The sequence below is a fragment of the Leuconostoc palmae genome, from assembly GCF_019656075.1.
In the GTDB taxonomy this organism is placed as follows: Bacteria; Bacillota; Bacilli; order Lactobacillales; family Lactobacillaceae; genus Leuconostoc; species Leuconostoc palmae.
The window spans coordinates 23695-43249 of record NZ_BPKZ01000009.1 but is presented as its reverse complement, the minus strand read 5'-3'; the positions used below and the strand labels follow the sequence as shown (position 1 = coordinate 43249).

Below are 19555 nucleotides of genomic sequence, written 5' to 3'. Positions count from 1 at the left end.
AATTATGAGTGAAACTTTAACACAACAAATTGGTGAGCAACTGAAGTCAGCAAGATTAGTAAAACATCTTACTTTAGATGACATTCAAGACATCACTAAAATACAAGTGAAATATTTAGAAGCAATAGAGACCAATAATTTAAGTGTGCTTCCCGGTGATTTTTACGTACGTGCATTTATTAGACAGTATGCTATGGCTGTCAACTTGAATCCGGAAGAAGTGCTTGGTGAAACGCGTCCTGCTTCTATTTCTCGTACGAATAATTTAACGCGTGCGCACAGGGATACAGATGGCGTTGTCAGGGCAGGTAAAGAGACTAAATTATCAACTAAGTCTCGTCTATCAAATATGCTGCCTTCTATTTGGATTGGTTTTTTTGTGGTTGTAGTTTTGATTTTAGTGTGGTTTGGGTTAACACGTTTATCCCAAAGTGGACAGCAACCAAATGATACTGATAAGGTTTCTGTATCAAATTCATCAGTGCCTACGTCATCATCTAATAAATCAGTGCAATCATCAAAATCTGTTGATAAAAAAACAACTAAAAAATCTGAAAAAGTGGTGAAGTTAGGCACACCAGAACAAAATACAGAGTTACAGACAACAATATACAATATTTCTGGGCAAAGTAAAAATACGCATCATATTAAAGTGTCAGCACAAGGATCTGGTACAAATGTCAAAGTTTCCATTGGATCAAACGTGTTACTAAATGAGTTAGTTACGACGAACAAAACTGTTGATATTCCTGCGGGAAGTGAATCAGTGAATGTTCAATTTTCAAACGTTTCGAATGCAGTAATGACATTTGATGATGAGAAAGTTTCCGTAATTAGCTCGGCAACACCATTTTGGAATGTTTTGTTTAATTTAAATCAATAAGAGGAAAATATGAATTTACCTAATCAACTAACTGTTTTTCGTATTATTTTAATACCAGTATTCATTTTAGTATTAACTGTCCCTTATACTTGGCACACAATATTAATTGCCAATACAAGTCTGCCAACTAATTGGTTGATAGCCGCAATTATTTTTGCTGTTGCCGCATTGACAGATTTCTTAGATGGACAAATTGCCAGACGTCGACATTTGGTAACTAATTTTGGGAAATTTGCTGATCCTTTAGCAGATAAGCTGCTAGTTATGACAGCCTTAATTTTTTTAACAGCATTTACTGTTGTACCTGCATGGATGACTTCTGTGATTATTATCAGAGAGTTAGCCATTACAGGATTGAGGACACTTATTGTCGAAAATGATGGTAAAATATTGGCAGCTCAAATGCCGGGTAAAATTAAAACATTCTCGCAAATGTTTGCAATTATATTTTTATATCTCAATAATGTGCCATTTACTGTAGTGCATTTTCCTATCGGGCAAGTTTTACTTTGGATAGCAGTTATTTTTACAATTTACTCAGGATTGGATTATTTTTGGAAAAATCGGGATGTATTTTCAGATGGTTTATAAAAGCGCCTTTGGCGTTTTTTTCGTATTATAAAACAAAGACGAACACGAACGAACAATTGTTCGTCAAAATACTTGCTTTTGGTGGTATAACAAGTTAAACTATTGAAGTAAGATAAAAGGAGTTAGCATAAAAATGGTAACAAAAAAAACAGCCAAAAAAGATGATAAAAATAGTCAAACAGATGGCCGTAAGGCGGCATTAGACGAGGCCTTAAAAAAGATTGAAAAGAACTTTGGAAAAGGATCAGTAATGGTTTTGGGTGATAATGCTCAAGTTCAGGTTGAAACCTATCCATCGGGGTCTGTTAAGTTAGATGTTGCTCTTGGAGTAGGTGGTTATCCTAAAGGTAGGATAATCGAAATATATGGGCCAGAATCATCTGGTAAAACAACTATGGCATTACATGCTGTTGCTGAAGTGCAGAAAGCCGGAGGTACTGCAGCGTATATTGATGCGGAAAATGCTTTAGATGTTAAATATGCTGAGGCGCTTGGTGTTAAGAAAGACGAGCTCCTTTTATCACAGCCAGATACTGGTGAACAAGGGCTAGAAATTGCAGATGCTTTGGTACAATCTGGAGCAGTTGATATCATTGTTGTGGATTCTGTTGCTGCATTGGTTCCTCGTGCTGAAATTGAAGGTGAGATGGGAGACTCTCACGTTGGTTTACAAGCGCGTTTGATGAGTCAAGCATTGAGAAAACTTGCTGGAACACTTAATCGAACAGGCACAATTGCAATTTTTATTAATCAAATTCGTGAAAAAATAGGTGTTATGTTTGGAAATCCAGAAACGACTCCGGGTGGACGTGCATTAAAATTTTATTCAACAATTAGATTAGAAGTCAGAAAATCAACACAAATAAAAGATGGCACAGATATTACTGGAAATTTGACAAAAGTAAAAGTAGTTAAAAATAAAGTTGCGCCACCGTTTAAAGTTGCAGAAATTGATATTATGTATGGTAAAGGCGTTTCTCAAACAGGCGAAATTTTAGATTTAGGTGCTGAACAAGAAATTATTCGTAAGGCTGGTGCGTTTTATTATTACGGTGATGTCAAAATTGGGCAAGGTAGGGAAAAAGCTAAAGAGTTTTTGGATGCACCGGAAAATGCTGAAATGCGTCAAACAATTTATGAGCAAGTGCGTAGTGCTTTTGGTATTGGTGATGACGAATTACTTGATGATGATGTGTTGACTACTGAAAAAAAGCCAACTGATACTATCGATGAAGTATCTCTTTTATCAGATAATGATGACTTAACGGATGAACCAATTGTATAAATCAGGTAAAGAAAAACGGAAATGCTAGGGCGTTTCTGTTTTTTTTGTTACAATTCAAATAAGTAAAGAATTGGAAAGGGTACACATTAAAGATATAAATGTGTTTAGATATCATGACAAAAATTTTAGTAGTTGATGATGAAATTGCCATTTCAACATTGTTGAAGTATAACCTTGAACAAAATGGCTATGATGTTGAAGTAGCCGCTGATGGACAGACTGCCTATCAGATGGCCAGTAATAGCGATTGCGATGCGATATTATTAGATTTAATGTTACCTGTATTAGACGGTATGACCGTTCTGAAAAATCTACGTCAAGATAAAGTGGAGACCCCTGTTATTTTAGTTACTGCAAAAGGTGATGAATTTGACCGTGTTTTTGGTCTTGAACTTGGCGCTGATGATTACATTACAAAACCGTTTAGTCCACGAGAAGTTGTTGCACGTGTTAAAGCAGTATTGCGAAGATCGCAAAGTGATAAACAATCATCTGATGATAGGGATATTATTAAAATACAAGACCTTATAATTGATGATAATAAAAAAATTGTTACAAGAAGCAATCAAATTTTAACGCTGACACCACGCGAATATGAGTTGCTACTCTATTTTGCACATCGTGTTGGACGTGTAATTGATCGAGAAACAATATTAACAGCTGTTTGGGGATATGAATTTACTGGTGAAAGTCGAATGGTAGATATGCATATTAGTAATTTACGTGAAAAAATAGAATTAAATCCAAAAGCACCCCAACTTTTGAAAACTGTTCGTGGATTTGGCTATACTTTGGTTTCGTAATTGTAAATCGATATTTACAATTGTTTGCACAACGATGACTAATTTCTGCCCCTTATATTGACATAACTTGCGTATTATATAACTTGTAAGCAAGGACAGGCACCCAAGAGCCTCTACTACACCGTGTTTACACTACATAATAGCTCATTAAAGGGAGATTTACTCATGAACAAAACAGTTGTTGGAATCGTAGGCGGTGTTGTTGTTATTGCAGCAGGTTTCGCATTGTACGCTAATTCTAATCATTCTGGTAGTAGTGATGCTAAGTCGTCAAGTTCAACATCATCCACAAAAGTAAGTGGGAAAGTACTTGCACTAGGATCTACAGCACTACAGCCTTTGGCAGAGCAAGTTGCTTCATCATTCCAAGAAAAGAATCCAGGGGCAACTATTACTGTCCAGGGTGGTGGTTCAGGTGCCGGATTGAGTCAAGTTTCGAGTGGTTCTGCACAAATTGGAAACTCAGATGTGTTCGCAGAAGAAAAATCTGGTGTAGATGCATCAAAACTTAAAGATCATAAGGTCGCTGTTGTGGGAATTGCACCAGTTGTTAATTCCGACGTTCAAGTTTCAAGTTTATCAAAAGAGCAACTACGTGACATTTTTACCGGTAAAGTAACTAACTGGAAAGATGTTGGTGGTAAAGATGAAAAAATTGTTGTTATTAATCGTGCCACAGGTTCTGGAACGAGAGCTGTTTTCGAAAAGAACGTCTTAGAAGGCCAAAGTGCTGTTAATACAACTGAACAAGATTCTAATGGAACTGTACAAAAAATTGTTTCAACAACACCAGGTGCCATTTCATATCTTGCCTTTGCATACCTTGATGCTTCAGGCATTAAAGCGTTAAATATTGATAAAGTAACACCTGACAAGAAAAACGTTGAAGATAATTCATGGCCAATTTGGGCATATGAGCATATGTATACTAAGGGAGAACCAACTGGCCCAACAAAGGCATTCTTGGACTACTTCTCAACTAGTGAAGTTCAGAAAACTTTGGTACCAAAACTTGGATACATTGGTTTGACTGATATGAAAGTCACTCGTGATTCATTAGGAAAAGTAACTAAAAATTAATTGTAAATACAACAAAAGTCCGCTTATGTGGGCTTTTTTGTTATGATATAAATAATGAGGATAAATTATTTATGAGAAAAAAAATATTTAAAATATCCATTTTTTATATAATTAACATCAGTGTCATTATATTATTTGGGATAGTTTTTAAGTTTAGTATTAATCAATGGCTACTCATTTTTTTTGGAGCTATTATTGTATCTATTGTGGATTCTTGTTTAATATATTTTTGGTTAAATCAAAAAAATAGTGAACTGGAAATCATGAAAAATAGAATGGCGATGACTAGGGAAAATCATGAGCCTAGAGGCGTAGTAGCGGAAGACAGATCGCCACATTATGCGCTAATTAATGAATTTAATGAATTGCAAAATTATATTAAGCAGATGAAATTAAATACTGAACGTGACATTAATAATTATCAGTCTTTACTTTCTAGTTTACCGGTTGGTGTTATTAATGTTAATCGGCGCCATATTATTGATGTATTTAATGAAACCGCTGCGCAACTTTTAGGCATGCATAAACCAGAAGTACCAATTGCTGAAAGTATAGTAATCAGGCAGTTTACGTTGTCAGAATTGATTAACCAAACTTTTAACACTAAAAAAAATCAACAATCAATTTTGAATTTACAAATTAACGGTGAAACAAAGCAATATGACGTCAGCACATTGTATAGATCCAGCGATATTCAAAATGCTGAGGTTATGATTATACTGTATGATTTAACAACGCTCTTACAAATAGAGCAAATGCAGTCTGATTTTTTAGCTAATGCCTCACATGAACTAAAGACACCTTTAACGGCTATTACAGGGTTTATAGAGACATTGCAAGGACCTGCAGGTCAGGATACAGCAACGCGAGCGCAATTTTTACAAATTGTTGCTGATGAATCTCATCGATTATCATCTTTGGTTAATGACATACTATCGCTGTCTCATGCACAACAACGCGATGGTAAGGATCAAACATACTTTTCGGTTAAAAATCTGGTTAGCGAACAATGGCAACAAATTAAAACCTTATTTCCTGAAAAAAAAGTCATATTACATAATAATATCGATGAAAACTTTAATATTAATAGTATTTATACCGAAATTAGCGCTATTTTACAAAATTTAATAGTGAACGCAGTAAAATATAATGTTTTGAATGGATCAATAACTGTCCAGGCTAAAAAAAATCAACAAAATTGGGAATTAGAAGTTTCAGATACAGGAATAGGTATTCCAACCAATCAACAAAGTAGAATATTTGAACGCTTTTATCGTGGTGATGAGTCTAGGCAACGAACTATAGCAAGCGGAACTGGCTTAGGACTAGCTATTGTTAACGAAATTGTTACCAAACATAATGGTCAGATTAAAGTAACATCGCAAGTTGGTGTTGGGACAACTATAACAATAATACTACCTCTGTAAATGTTTCCTTTACACTATCTTTACAAAATGGAGTTACCTTTTTTACATTGTTTTAAGATAATAGAGAAGTAGTAGTAAAATCTTGGGAGGCATTAATATGTCGAAATCACATCGCGGAACGTTTGTGTCTGCATTTTTAGTTGTAATCATTATTGCAGCGATTGGCACAGGATATGTAACGCGCGAAAAGAACAGTTCAGGCGTATCTATCACTGCAGTTGGATCAACAGCTTTACAACCTTTTGTAGAGTCTGCAGGTGAAGAATATACGAAAGAAAATCTAGGAACATTTATCAATGTTCAAGGCGGTGGTACAGGTACCGGTCTAAGCCAAGTATCACAGGGAGCTGTTGATCTTGGTAATTCTGATGTATTTGCAGAAGAGAAACAAGGAATCGATGCTAAAAAATTAGTTGATCATCAAGTAGCAGTTGTTGGTATTGCACCGCTATTAAATAAAAATAATGGTGTTGAAAATTTAACAACAAAACAGTTACAAGATATATTTACTGGAAAAATCACGAATTGGAAGCAAATTGGTGGTAATAATCATAAAATTGTGATTATAAATCGCGCAACGGGTTCTGGAACGAGGGTGACATTTGAAAAATGGGGATTGAAAGGTCTTAAGAGTTTATCAGCTCAAGAACAGGATTCTTCTGGTATGGTGCGATCAATTGTTTCAACAACACCTGGGGCAATATCCTATGCGTCATTTGGTTATATTGATAAATCTGTCGTTGCTGCCTCAGTGAATGGTATAGCACCAAGCAATGTCAATGTGATGAACGGTAAATATCCAATTTGGTCCTATGAACATATCTATACTAATGGTCGCCCGAATAAATCAGTACAACAATTTTTGGATTATCTAGTGTCACCTAAAATACAAAAAACACTTGTCCCTAAGTTAGGTTACATTTCTATCCACGACATGAATGTGGTTCGCCAATTAGATGGACAAGTAGTTGAAAAATAGTTCTATACTTTATCTGAATTAAAAATAATACTTCAAGTTATTTTGAAGTGTAAGAGAAATAATGTTGGAAACAAACAAGCAACATGTTTCCAGTTAAGACTTTGGAGAAAAAATGGATAACATTACACAGAAGTTGACTCAGAAATCTGAATCAACAAAAAAAGACTCGATGGGTCGGGCTGTTAGTTTAGCAGCATTAGCTTTAATCGTTATTGTTGTTGTTGCAATCTTTGCATTTGTTATTAGTAGAGGTATGTCAACTTTTTTCAAAGATGGTGTTAGTGTATCGGATTTCTTATTTGGTACAAATTGGAATCCATCAGTGATCAATCCACATACTAAGCAACCTTATATTGGTGCGCTACCAATGATTTTAGGCTCATTTTTGGTTACATTTTTAGCGGCTATTGTGGCTACACCATTTGCAATTGGTACGTCACTATTTATGACAGAGATTGCGCAAAAGCGCGGGGCTAAAATCATGCAACCAATTATCGAGTTACTTGTTGGTATTCCCTCAGTTGTTTATGGATTTATTGGATTAACAGTTGTGGTGCCATTTATCAGAAGTGTGTTTGGTGGATCAGGTTTTGGTATTTTGTCAGGAACAATTGTACTTTTTGTTATGATACTGCCTACAATTACCTCAATGACTGTGGATACTTTGAAATCAGTACCTCGGCATTACCGTGAATCAGCTTTAGCAATTGGCGCAACACGTTGGCAAATGATTTATAAAGTAGTACTTAGAGCAGCAACGCCAGGCATTTTAACTGCTATTGTTTTTGGAATGGCGAGAGCCTTTGGTGAAGCCTTGGCTGTGCAAATGGTTATTGGTAATGCAGCATTAATGCCACATAATTTGATTTCACCTTCCTCAACATTAACATCAGTTTTGACCATGGGAATTGGAAATACTGTTATGGGTTCACTCCAAAATAATGTATTATGGACGCTAGCGATGATCCTGTTACTAATGTCTTTGGTATTTAACTTAATTGTCCGTGCAATTGGACGTAGAGGGGAAATGAAGTAATGAATGCAAAAACTTCCGATAAAATAGCTACTGGCGTGATATATGCTATTTCAAGTATTGTCGCTTTAATACTAATAGCAATGCTAGCATTTATATTAGTGCGTGGTGTACCACATCTGTCTTGGCATTTTCTAACGTCACCAGCCAAAGCATTTGAAGCAGGTGGTGGTATTGGTATTCAATTGTTTAATTCTTTTTACTTACTAGTATTGGCCATGGCTATTAGTTTTCCAATAGCTCTTGGAGCAGCAATCTATTTAAATGAATATGCTCATAAAGGCAGGTTTACAACGATCGTTAGAACGGCAATTGAAATACTGAGTTCGTTACCTTCAGTTGTTGTTGGTTTGTTTGGTTTCTTATTATTTGTTGTTAAATTTCATTTTGGTTTTTCTATTTTGTCTGGAGCTGTTGCATTAACAATATTCAACTTACCATTGTTAACACGATCAATAGAAACGAGTTTAGCCCAGATTCCTAATCTACAACGAGAAGCAGGATCAGCTTTAGGTTTATCACGCTGGGAAACAGTCATCCATGTTATTTTACCTGCAGCTGTTCCTTCAATTGTTACTGGAGTTGTGCTATCTGCTGGACGTGTCTTTGGTGAAGCTGCGGCTTTGATTTATACAGCTGGACAATCTGCGCCAGCGCTAAATTTTGGTGACTGGAATCCATTTAATATTGCAAGTCCACTAAATCCGATGCGACCTGCAGAAACTTTAGCTGTACACATTTGGAAAATTAATTCAGAAGGTATTATGCCAGATTTGAGTGCCGTTTCAGCTGGTGCTTCGGCTGTTTTGATTATTGTTGTATTAATCTTTAACTTTAGTGCACGTAAAATTGGTGCTAAATTACACAAAAAGTTGACAAGTGCTTAATTAAGTTAAGAGTCATATTAAAATTATGTGTTGAATGGCGTTAAAAATAATTTCTGATAGAATTTATGGAGAAAAAATGGTTAATAATATTGAACTAAAACCAGTAAGTGAATTTATTCCTGAAAATGCCCCAGAACGATTTATTTACGATATGCCTTCCGAAAAGCATGAAATTGCTTTATCAACTAAAAATTTACAGGTTTATTATGGAGATAACTTAGCGTTGAGTGAAGGAGATCTATCATTTGAGCGTTACAAAATAACAAGTCTCATTGGTGCTTCTGGTTCAGGAAAATCAACATTTTTACGATCACTTAATCGAATGAATGATGGAGTTGCTACTGTTAAAGGCAATATCATGTATCGAGGTGTCGACATTAATACAAAAGCAATCGATGTTTATGAAATGCGCCGGCATATCGGAATGGTGTTTCAACGGCCTAATCCTTTTGCTAAATCGATTTATAATAATATTACGTTTGCTTTGACACAGAGGGGAACAACCTCTAAACAAGAATTAGATGAAATTGTTGAAACGAGTTTGAAACAAGCAGCTTTATGGGATGAAGTAAAAGATGAACTCAATAAGTCAGCATTGGCATTATCTGGTGGACAGGCACAACGTTTAGTAATTGCTAGAGCATTAGCATTGAAGCCGGATATATTGTTACTTGATGAACCTTCCAGTGCTTTGGATCCAATATCTTCTTCTCAAGTTGAAGATACGTTACTTGAATTAAAGAATAAATATACAATTATTATTGTCACGCATAACATGCAACAAGCAGCTAGAATCAGTGATTATACAGCGTTTTTCCACATGGGTAAAGTCATCGAATATGATCTGACACGTAAAATATTTACAAGACCTAAAGTGGCATTAACTAATGATTATATATCGGGGAACTTCGGATGACAGATACGACACAAAAAAATATTCTTGAAACGCGTGACGTCAAGTTATGGTATGGTCAGAAAGAAGCATTACATGGCATCAATCTTACTTTCCCTGAAAAGGGAATAACAGCTTTAATTGGACCATCTGGTTCAGGTAAATCAACTTACTTACGTGCATTAAATCGTATGCATGATTTGGAAGATAATATTACTGTGACAGGAACATTTGATTTCAATGGGACTGATATATATGCTCCTACTACAGATACAGTGGAGTTGAGAAAACGCATTGGGATGGTTTTCCAACAACCTAATCCTTTTCCTTTTTCAATTTACGAGAATGTCATTTTTGGCTTGAGATTAGCAGGCGTTAAAGATAAAGTTGTACTAGATGAAGCTGTTGAAAAAGCTTTGAGACAATCCTCTGTTTGGGATGAAGTAAAAGATGATTTGCATAAATCAGCATTAGGGTTGTCGGGTGGGCAACAACAACGTGTTTCGATTGCACGTGTATTGGCAACCTCTCCAGATTTATTGCTACTTGATGAACCAACTTCAGCTTTGGATCCGGTATCAAGTCACAATATTGAAGAAACCTTGATGAATTTAAGAAATGATTACGCTATGATTATAGTAACCCATTCTATGTCTCAAGCTTCAAGACTATCAGACAGGACGGCATTTTTCTTGAGTGGTAATTTAATTGAAGTGGATTCAACAAGACATATTTTCTTGGATCCTAAGAGACAAGAAACGCAAGATTACATTAGTGGTCGATTTGGATAGTAACATTAATAGTTATAGTTGAAGAGGAGAAAAAAATATGCGTCGATTATTTGATGAAGAATTAGCCGATCTAGACAATTCTTTTACTGAGATGGGGATGTTGGTTGCGCAAACCATCGAAAAATCAGTGCAATCATTTGTGGATCATGATCGTGAAGGTGCGAAAGCTATTTTAGATAATGATCATCAAATTAATGAACGTGAAGCAGCAATTGAAAAGAAAACTTTTGAAATGATAGCGTTATATCAGCCAGTCACAACAGATTTACGTGAAATTGTGACGATTTTAAAAGCTGTTTCTGTTCTTGAACGAATGGGAGACCAAGCAAGAAATATAGCCAATTCAACAATCCGTGTTAAAGGAACCAAACACATGGCAAGTATTGAAAAAGAATTAGGTGAAATGGGGACACAAGTTGCCCAGATGGTTTCAACAGTCATGGGATATTACATCAAAAATGATGCGCTAGGGGCTGAAGCTATCGCTGATGAAAATCATTCGTTATCTCAACGTGCAGCCAAAGTACGCTCAGATTCAGTTAATGGCATGAAGGAAGATTCCGAATTAGTTGATTCCGCAGCAGACTACTTGGTTATTGCAGGATATCTTAAGCGTATTGGTGATTATACAACAGATATTGCAGAATGGATTGTTTATAAGCGAACAGGTAAAATCATCGAATTAAATCCAGGATATAACTACTTTATTTAAATTTGTTGCAAATAGATAATAGTATGAAAAGATTAAACATGAGTTTAGTCTTTTTTTTATTTCATGATTTCATAAGGTTCATTATTTGGTATAATGTATTTGTTAAGCATAAATAAGAACTGCATAATATCAATATTTAAACCGCTTACAATTTTTAAATGGGAGGCTCAAATATGCGATTTGCTGCTAGATTAGCAACTACAATGCTCGTGTTTTTAGTTATTTCAGCCCTATTTCCAGAAGGCTTTAGGGTAATGAATTGGCTTACGGCACTAGGTGCAGCGTTATTATTATCAATTTTAAATACAATCATCAAACCTATTATTTTAATTTTAACGTTACCGCTTACTATTGTAACTTTTGGTTTGTTTACGATTGTTATTAATGCGATGATGTTAGAAATGACAGCCTCTCTCATCGGTGGTTTTGACTTTGCCGGATTTGGATGGGCAATATTAACAGCAATTGTATTATCAATTGTTAATAGTATTTTAACAACTGATGTTTACATGAATTCAGGAAGATAAATATGGCACAAAATTCAGTAACAGTAAAACAACTTGTGGAAAATACAAGATTAGAAGTAGTGACTGGCGAAAATTATTTGAATCGGCCTATTACAACTTCTGATATTTCTAGGCCAGGCTTAGAGATGACAGGGTATTTCAATTACTACGCACCAGAGCGCATACAATTATTAGGAATTACTGAAACATCTTTTTCGGAAAGAATGAGCCATGATGAATTACGTATGATTTATCGTCGAATGGCAGAAGAGACGACACCAGCATTTGTTGTTTCAACTGGGCTATCTATCAGTGATGAATTAAAAGCAGCTGCAGAGGAAGCGCAAATACCTATATTGACATCTACATTAACATCTTCACGGATTTTATCAAATATGACTTATTACTTGGGTGGACAACTTGCACCTAGAGAAAATGTACATGGCGTATTGATTGATGTACATGGCCTAGGCGTTCTCATAACTGGCGATGCAGGTATAGGTAAGACAGAAGCAGCACTTGAACTCATACAACAAGATAAAGCACGTCTCGTTGCTGATGATCGAGTTGATATTTACCAAGAAGATGAAGGACGATTAATTGGAGAACCAAACGGTGTTTTACGTAATATGATGGAGATTCGTGGTGTTGGTATTATTGATGTCCAACAAGTTTACGGGGCTGTTTCGGTCAGATCACATGCGACAATTGCATTAAATATTCATTTGTCAAATGGAAAAATAGGGGAACAAAATTTTGATCGCCTAGGTAATGATAATGATACATTGGAAATTCTTGGTGTTAAATTAAAACGAATGGTTGTACCAGTAACACCAGGACGTAATACAGCGAGTGTTATTGATGCAGCTGCTGTTAAATTTAGAACTGCTAATATGGGTATTGATGCATTGAAAACGCTCGAGGAAAGAATGACTGTTGAGATGAAAAAAAACGAAAAACGTGACTTGGAGAACAAAAATGACTAAAATAGCAGTTCTAGGTGCGGGATCATGGGGAACAGCGCTTGCAAATACAGCAGCAGAAAATGGTCATGACGTCTATTTGTGGTCACATAAAGAAGAACAAGTAAATGAAATTAACACCCATCATACCAATAAAAAGTATTTACCCAATGCTAATCTTTCTTCTAACATAAGAGCTACTTATGATATGAAAATTGCTGTTGACCAATCAGAAATTGTGTTAAGTGTTGTACCAACAAAAGCAGTCAGAGAAGTTTCTCAGCGTTTAAATGAAGTGCTTAGGCAATTAAATCATAAAGTTATCCTGGCCCATGCAACAAAGGGTCTGGAGCAAGGAACCTATAAGCGTATTTCAGAAATGTTGGAAGAAGAGATCGATGCTAGTTATCGAACATCACTAGTTGTGGTTTCAGGGCCGTCACACGCAGAAGATGTCATCAAGCATGATTTAACAGCAGTATCAATTGCAAGTAGTGATTTGCGTGCTGCAAAACTGTTACAAACAGTATTATCTAACGATAGTTTTAGAGCATACACCAACAATGATTTACTTGGTTCAGAGCTCTTTGCAGCTTTAAAAAATATTATTGCTATTGGTTCAGGGGCTTTAATAGGATTAGGATATGGCGCGAATGCTCAAGCAGCCTTGATTACGCGAAGTTTAGTCGAAATGAGACAGTTGGGGGTAGCTATGGGCGCGCAAGAAAAGACTCTGTACGAATTAGCTGGTATAGGTGATTTAATTGTAACAGGCATGTCTCCCAATTCGCGTAATTATCGTGCGGGGGTTGGTTTAGGACAAGGAAAATCTTTGCAAGAAGTATCCAGAGATATGGGTATGGTAATTGAAGGGGTTAATACAACAAAAGCGGTATATGATTTTGCACAACAACATCAAATAGACATGCCGATAACAACAGCTATTTACCAAGTATTGTATGAGAATAAAGCACTTAAAGAGGCTATTGATGATTTAATGCAACGTCCATTAAAATCAGAAGATTAATTTTATTTGGTATATAGAAAGAGAGAAAGTACACATGAAACCAGTACGTAAAGCAATTATTCCAGCAGCAGGATTAGGAACACGTTTTTTGCCTGCCACAAAAGCTTTGGCTAAGGAAATGCTACCAATAGTTGACACACCAACTATTGAGTACATTGTACGTGAAGCTATTGCTTCTGGCATTGAAGATATTGTTATTGTTGACGGAAAGTCTAAGCGTTCAATTGAAGATCATTTTGATTCAAATCCGGAACTTGAAAATAATTTAAGAGACAAAGGTAAGGATGCACTATTAAAAGTCGTTGAAGAAACAACTGATATTAACACGTACTTTATCAGACAGTCTCATCCTAAAGGGTTAGGGGATGCGGTCCTAACAGCAAAAGCATTCATTGGTGATGAACCTTTTGTTGTGTTACTTGGTGATGATTTAATGGAAGATGATGTCCCTTTGACCAAACAACTCATTGAGCGCTATGAAGAAACAGGAGAGTCAACATTAGCCGTGATGAAAGTACCACATAATCAAGTTTCTGAATATGGGGTAATTGATCCAGCCGCAGAAGCCTCCGATGGTCTATTTAGAGTGAAGTCTTTTGTTGAAAAACCAAAACCCGAAGATGCACCGTCTGATTTAGCTATTATTGGACGTTATTTACTCACACCTGAAATTTTTGAAGAATTAGAAAATACAAAACCAGGTAAAGGCAATGAAATTCAGTTAACTGATGCAATTGATTCATTGAATAATCGTCAACATGTTTACGCTCATCAGTTTAAGGGGAGCCGTTATGATATTGGTTCAAAAATTGGATTTTTAAAAACAAATATTGAGTTTGGTTTGAAACATACTCAGATAAAAGATCAATTACGTGCCTACATCAAAGAATTGGCATCAAAATTATAACATTCGACAAATTAGTAAATAACGTGTAGAATGTTGTTAATAAAAAGTAAGTGAAATGAGGCTGATAACATGTCTGATACAAAGTATTATGATGTCGTAGTAATTGGGGCAGGACCAGCAGGAATGACAGCAGCTACTTATGCTTCTAGAGCTAATCTTTCAGTAGTGATGTTAGATCAAGGTATTTATGGCGGACAAATGAATAATACCGCAGAAGTAGAAAATTATCCTGGATTTGATAATATTATGGGACCTGAGTTAGCCGAAAAAATGTATAGTTCATCAACTAAATTTGGTGCTGAATATGCCTTTGGAACGGTTGAAAATATTGAGGTAGAAACTGGTAGTAAAATTGTACACACTGATTCTGGTGATTACGAAACAAAAGCGATTATTATTGCTACAGGGTCTGAGCATACTCATTTAGGTGTTGATGGTGAAGAAACATACCAAGGTAAAGGGGTTAGTTACTGTTCAGTCTGTGATGGTGCTTTCTTTAAAGATGAAAATGTTGTCGTAGTTGGTGGTGGTGATTCAGCTATTGAAGAAGGACTTTATCTAACTAATTTAGCTAAATCTGTAACAGTGCTTCATCGACGTGATACTTTGAGAGCACAACAGATAATACAAGATCGTGCTTTTAATAATGAAAAAATGGCGTTTAAGTGGCATACAGAAGTTGTTGAAATTACCGGTGATGAAGATAAGATGACGGGCATCAATGTTATAGATAATCAAACAAATGATGTGACACATATTGATGCAAGCGGAATTTTTATCTACGTTGGTTTGAAAGCAAATACACAAGCATTTGAAAAATTGGGCATAACTGATCAAGATGGTTGGATTATAACTGACAATAAAATGCAAACTAAAATACCTGGTGTGTTTGCTGTAGGTGATGTTCGAGCTAAAGATTTACGTCAAATTACAACAGCTGTTGGTGATGGTGGCATAGCAGGCCAGGGTGTTTATAATTATATTAGTAATTTAAATGCTTCTATTGAAGAAACAGCCTAGTTTTATTAGGATAAACTTGTACAAGTTTATCCTTTTTTCTTTAGATTTTTTAAAAGTTAATTTTATATATTTTTTTCTAATAAAGTAGTCTAAAAGCTGTGCAGAAGTGTATTGAAAAATTAATGAAAATTACTGAAAACAAAATGTTATTTTTTCATAATGAAAAACGTTTGACAATTAAGGTGCAAGCGTTTACAATTATTTGTGTTGAGTTGCACAAGGAAGTTTTAAAACAAAAGGAACCGGTTCCTTTTGTCGAACTGAAGGAGATAATAATGAAGAGTCAGGATAAATGGATTACCAAAGTAGCGTTTTTAGGTATTTCATTCATGTTAACAAGTGCGTATGCAATTAACGGTGCTTTGCCACAAATGACAAAGTCGTTAGGCGTATCAGCTACAGAGGTTCAAGCGCTAGCAACAACACCCTCAATTGTTGTAACAGTTTTCGTGTTGCTTAGTTCATTTATTGCAGCAAAGCTAGGTGATAAAAAAACAATAGCATTGGGAATGTTGTTAGTTGGATTCGCCGGTGTTGTGCCATTTTTTGTGTCATCTTACCCTGTTATCCTAATTTCGCGAATGGTTTTAGGGGCAGGATTTGGTATTTTTAATTCACTTGCTGTTTCCATGATTGCTGTAATGTATCAAGGACAAACACGTTCTACGATGTTAGGTTGGCGTGCTGCTGGTGAACAAATTGGACAGGCTGTTTTAACTTTTATAGCTGGACTACTACTTAACTTTGGCTGGCAAACAACTTTCTTAGTTTACTTGTTAGCATTTCCAATATTGTATCTTTTCTATGTTAGAGTGCCAGACACAACAGAAATGTTGTCAGATGAGCATAAAGAGAAGTCAACAGATGCTGCCAGCACAAAGCACAACGAACCTACTAAAATTAATCCTTTAGTATGGGTATTAACATTATTTGCTGCATTTTTGGTTATAGACTATATGGCAATTCAACTTAGTTTTCCATTTATGGCGCAAAGCCTTGGTGTTAATGGATTGGTTGTTTCAACAATTTTATCATTCATGTTGGTAGCCGCTATGTTAGGTGGTATTGTCTATGGTACAATTCACAAAATATTCGGTCGATTTACATTACAAGTTGGATTGGTATTAATGGCCGTATCAAACTATTTAGTTGCATTTTCCAACCATAATTTCATTATGTTAACAGTTGGTGTGTTGTTAATTGGATTTCCTATGCAACTCATCTCACCATTCATTTTTAGTCAATTACCAAATTTGGCACCACTTAAAAAGCAATCATTTGTTACTTCCATTATATTAATTGGATTTAACGTCGGTGTCTTTGTCGAACCATTTGTTATTTCATTACTTGCAGGATTGATGGGTAATCACACAAGTAATGTTGCAGAAGCAGCTTACACTACAATTCCTACTTTAGGTGTTGTATTAATTCTAATTGCAGTTATTACATTTTTCACTAATCGTAAGAAGACAGTATAATTTTTAAAATAGTTTGCGCTACTTGGCGGCGCAATATAAATAGCTACTAAATTTATCGTCATTGTTTTTAAAAAGGAGAACAAAACATGAAAAAGCTTACCAATGAAGCTATGCTTATCACATATGCTGATTCATTAGGAAAGAACCTTAAGGAATTGGACCAAGTATTATCAAACGAACTTGATGGAGTTGTAGGTGGAGTTCACGTCTTACCATTTTTCCCTTCAACAGGTGATCGCGGATTCGCCCCTGAAGAATACGAAACAGTCGACCCAAAGTTTGGTGACTGGTCAGATATCGATAAGTTAGCAGATAAGTATTATTTGATGTTTGATTTCATGTTGAATCACATTTCACCACAATCAAAGTATTTCCAAGACTTCTTAGAAAAGAAAGAAGAATCAGAATACTATGATATGTTCTTGAAGTATTCTGAATTTTGGCCTGAAAACCGTCCTACTGAAGCTGATATTGATTTGATTTACAAGCGTAAGGATAAGGCACCATTTGCACCCGTAACGTTTGCTGATGGTACAACCGATCAAGTATGGAACACTTTCGGTGACCAACAAATGGATTTGGATGTCACTAAAGAAGTAACTAAAAAGTTCATCAAAGACTCATTGGTTAATTTGGCACATCATGGTGCGTCTGTTATCCGTTTGGATGCCTTTGCTTATGCTATTAAGAAGTTGGACACAAATGATTTCTTCGTTGAACCGGAAATTTGGAACATCTTAGATGAAGTTCGTGAAATCCTGGCAGCGGAAGGTTCAGAAGTTTTGCCAGAAATTCATGAACATTACAAGATTGTTCGTAAGATTACTGAACACGACATGTATTCATATGACTTTGCTTTGCCATTGATTACTTTATATTCATTGTATTCAGGTAAGACAAATCGTCTTGCAGATTGGTTACGTCAAAGCCCAATGAAGCAGTTTACAACCTTGGATACACACGATGGTATTGGTGTTGTTGATGCTAAGGACTTGTTGACACAAGAAGAAACTGACTTTACAACTGAAGAAATGTACAAAGTTGGTGCCAACGTTAAGAAGATTTTCTCATCAGCAGCTTATAACAACTTAGACATTTACCAAATTAACACGACTTATTACTCAGCATTAGGAAACGATGACGCTGCTTACTTGCTAGCACGTGCAGCTCAAATTTTTGCACCAGGTATTCCACAAATTTATTATGTTGGTTTGCTTGCGGGTGAAAATGATATTGAGTTACTAGAAAGCTCAAAAGAAGGCCGTAACATTAACCGTCATTATTATGATTTGGCTGAAATTGCTGAAACAACAAAGCGTCCGGTTGTTTCAAACTTGTTTAACTTGCTACGTTTCCGTAACACAAGCTCAGCGTTTGATTTAGATGGTACAATCGATGTGATCAATGATGGTGAAAACGAATTGACAATCACACGTACGTCTGCAGATGGTAAGACAACAGCTGTGTTGGATGCTAATTTTGAAACAAAACAATTTACTGTAACAGAAAATGGTGTTGAAATTTTCGCTACAAAGTAAAGACGTCAAGAAAAGCGCCTCGGCGCTTTTTTGCTATAATAGAGGCAAATAAAGGATAACGTTATGCTCATACTTGCTTCTAATTTACCTCACTTTTTAACAGATATTCTTTCAGCGGATAATCCGTTTTCAATGACTAAGCTCGTGATTCTTTTTTTGCTTATTTTTATTGAGACAGCAGGTATTGTGACTGGTTTCATACCAGGGGACACAATATTAACCACTGCTGGTGGACTTGCAGGAACACATCATAATTTCGGCGAATTAATGGCTTATATTGCTATTTTTTCATTGGCTTCTTTTTTGGGCGATGCCGTCAATTATTGGTTCGGTGCCTTTTTGATGAAACAGATTAGTAAAATCCCGTTTTTAAAGCGACACCTACAGGGAGAAATGTTAGATAAATTAGCTACTAATTTTCATCCAAAGCGTTGGCTATTATTTGTTGTTTTAGGACGCTTTTTACCTTTCATTCGTGTTGTTGTACCGCTATTAGCAAGAAGATTAGGACTGTCATTTGTGATCTATATTCGTATGGCGGCTTTTGCGAGTGTATTGTGGTCTGCAGTCATTGTTTCTGCAGGATACTTCATTGGACACCTAGATATACCGTCAGATATGCTGTTAATTATCGTTGTAGGCATAGCGATCGTCTTTATCGTGGCTTTAAGAGCCCCAAAATTTAGACAAGCAATCGTTAACTTGTTTGTTCGGAAATAATCAAACTTTGTTATAATAAAGCTAGAATACACAT

The 19555-nt window shown here is 35.8% G+C and carries 20 protein-coding genes; all 20 read left to right on the top strand.

Annotation, left to right across the window (positions count from 1 at the left end; all coding sequences use genetic code 11):
* Window positions 1-4 precede the first annotated feature (4 nt).
* Entirely contained in the window at window positions 5-883 is an 879-nt protein-coding gene (locus tag K5Q12_RS05925) for a helix-turn-helix domain-containing protein (protein ID WP_220742789.1), read from the top strand.
* A gap of 9 nt (window positions 884-892) precedes the next feature.
* Window positions 893-1474: a CDP-diacylglycerol--glycerol-3-phosphate 3-phosphatidyltransferase gene (gene pgsA, locus K5Q12_RS05920; protein ID WP_220742788.1), complete on the top strand. Its 582-nt coding sequence runs from the start codon at window positions 893-895 to the stop codon at window positions 1472-1474.
* A gap of 133 nt (window positions 1475-1607) precedes the next feature.
* Window positions 1608-2759, top strand: coding sequence for a recombinase RecA (gene recA / locus K5Q12_RS05915; protein ID WP_220742787.1), 1152 nt, complete (start codon window positions 1608-1610; stop codon window positions 2757-2759).
* A gap of 113 nt (window positions 2760-2872) precedes the next feature.
* Window positions 2873-3562 (top strand): response regulator transcription factor, encoded by a 690-nt coding sequence (locus K5Q12_RS05910; protein ID WP_281418954.1) that lies wholly within the window; start codon window positions 2873-2875, stop codon window positions 3560-3562.
* 165 nt (window positions 3563-3727) lie between these two features.
* On the top strand, window positions 3728-4642 hold the full coding sequence (locus K5Q12_RS05905) for a phosphate ABC transporter substrate-binding protein (RefSeq protein WP_220742786.1): 915 nt from the start codon (window positions 3728-3730) through the stop codon (window positions 4640-4642).
* Window positions 4643-4713: 71 nt separating this feature from the next.
* Window positions 4714-6069, top strand: a complete 1356-nt coding sequence (locus tag K5Q12_RS05900) for a sensor histidine kinase (RefSeq protein WP_220742785.1) — start codon at window positions 4714-4716, stop codon at window positions 6067-6069.
* Window positions 6070-6166: 97 nt separating this feature from the next.
* Window positions 6167-7048 carry a phosphate ABC transporter substrate-binding protein PstS family protein gene (locus K5Q12_RS05895; protein ID WP_220742784.1) on the top strand — a complete coding sequence of 294 codons (882 nt, stop codon included), beginning with the start codon at window positions 6167-6169 and terminating at the stop codon, window positions 7046-7048.
* Between the two features lie 112 nt (window positions 7049-7160).
* Window positions 7161-8084 (top strand): phosphate ABC transporter permease subunit PstC, encoded by a 924-nt coding sequence (pstC, locus tag K5Q12_RS05890; RefSeq protein WP_220742783.1) that lies wholly within the window; start codon window positions 7161-7163, stop codon window positions 8082-8084.
* Complete coding sequence (gene pstA, locus K5Q12_RS05885; RefSeq protein WP_220742782.1) at window positions 8084-8968, top strand: phosphate ABC transporter permease PstA; 885 nt, start codon at window positions 8084-8086, stop codon at window positions 8966-8968. The genes pstC and pstA overlap by 1 nt, the downstream gene beginning before the upstream one ends.
* A 76-nt stretch (window positions 8969-9044) precedes the next feature.
* Window positions 9045-9884: a phosphate ABC transporter ATP-binding protein PstB gene (gene pstB / locus K5Q12_RS05880; protein WP_220742781.1), complete on the top strand. Its 840-nt coding sequence runs from the start codon at window positions 9045-9047 to the stop codon at window positions 9882-9884.
* Entirely contained in the window at window positions 9881-10651 is a 771-nt protein-coding gene (gene pstB / locus K5Q12_RS05875) for a phosphate ABC transporter ATP-binding protein PstB (protein WP_220742780.1), read from the top strand. The genes pstB (K5Q12_RS05880) and pstB (K5Q12_RS05875) overlap by 4 nt, the downstream gene beginning before the upstream one ends.
* A 37-nt stretch (window positions 10652-10688) precedes the next feature.
* Complete coding sequence (gene phoU / locus K5Q12_RS05870) at window positions 10689-11363, top strand: phosphate signaling complex protein PhoU (RefSeq protein ID WP_220742779.1); 675 nt, start codon at window positions 10689-10691, stop codon at window positions 11361-11363.
* A 173-nt stretch (window positions 11364-11536) separates the two neighbouring features.
* Window positions 11537-11890, top strand: a complete 354-nt coding sequence (locus K5Q12_RS05865; RefSeq protein WP_220742778.1) for a phage holin family protein — start codon at window positions 11537-11539, stop codon at window positions 11888-11890.
* Window positions 11891-11892: 2 nt separating this feature from the next.
* Complete coding sequence (gene hprK / locus K5Q12_RS05860) at window positions 11893-12855, top strand: HPr(Ser) kinase/phosphatase (RefSeq protein ID WP_220742777.1); 963 nt, start codon at window positions 11893-11895, stop codon at window positions 12853-12855.
* Entirely contained in the window at window positions 12848-13858 is a 1011-nt protein-coding gene (locus K5Q12_RS05855) for an NAD(P)H-dependent glycerol-3-phosphate dehydrogenase (RefSeq protein ID WP_220742776.1), read from the top strand. The genes hprK and K5Q12_RS05855 overlap by 8 nt, the downstream gene beginning before the upstream one ends.
* Before the next feature lie 34 nt (window positions 13859-13892).
* On the top strand, window positions 13893-14765 hold the full coding sequence (gene galU / locus K5Q12_RS05850; RefSeq protein WP_220742775.1) for a UTP--glucose-1-phosphate uridylyltransferase GalU: 873 nt from the start codon (window positions 13893-13895) through the stop codon (window positions 14763-14765).
* Window positions 14766-14834: 69 nt separating this feature from the next.
* Window positions 14835-15785, top strand: a complete 951-nt coding sequence (trxB, locus tag K5Q12_RS05845; protein ID WP_220742774.1) for a thioredoxin-disulfide reductase — start codon at window positions 14835-14837, stop codon at window positions 15783-15785.
* Between the two features lie 275 nt (window positions 15786-16060).
* Window positions 16061-17263, top strand: coding sequence for an MFS transporter (locus K5Q12_RS05840; protein ID WP_246570511.1), 1203 nt, complete (start codon window positions 16061-16063; stop codon window positions 17261-17263).
* An 86-nt stretch (window positions 17264-17349) separates the two neighbouring features.
* Window positions 17350-18801: a sucrose phosphorylase gene (gene gtfA, locus K5Q12_RS05835; RefSeq protein WP_220742773.1), complete on the top strand. Its 1452-nt coding sequence runs from the start codon at window positions 17350-17352 to the stop codon at window positions 18799-18801.
* Between the two features lie 63 nt (window positions 18802-18864).
* Window positions 18865-19521 (top strand): DedA family protein, encoded by a 657-nt coding sequence (locus K5Q12_RS05830; protein ID WP_220742772.1) that lies wholly within the window; start codon window positions 18865-18867, stop codon window positions 19519-19521.
* Window positions 19522-19555 lie beyond the last annotated feature (34 nt).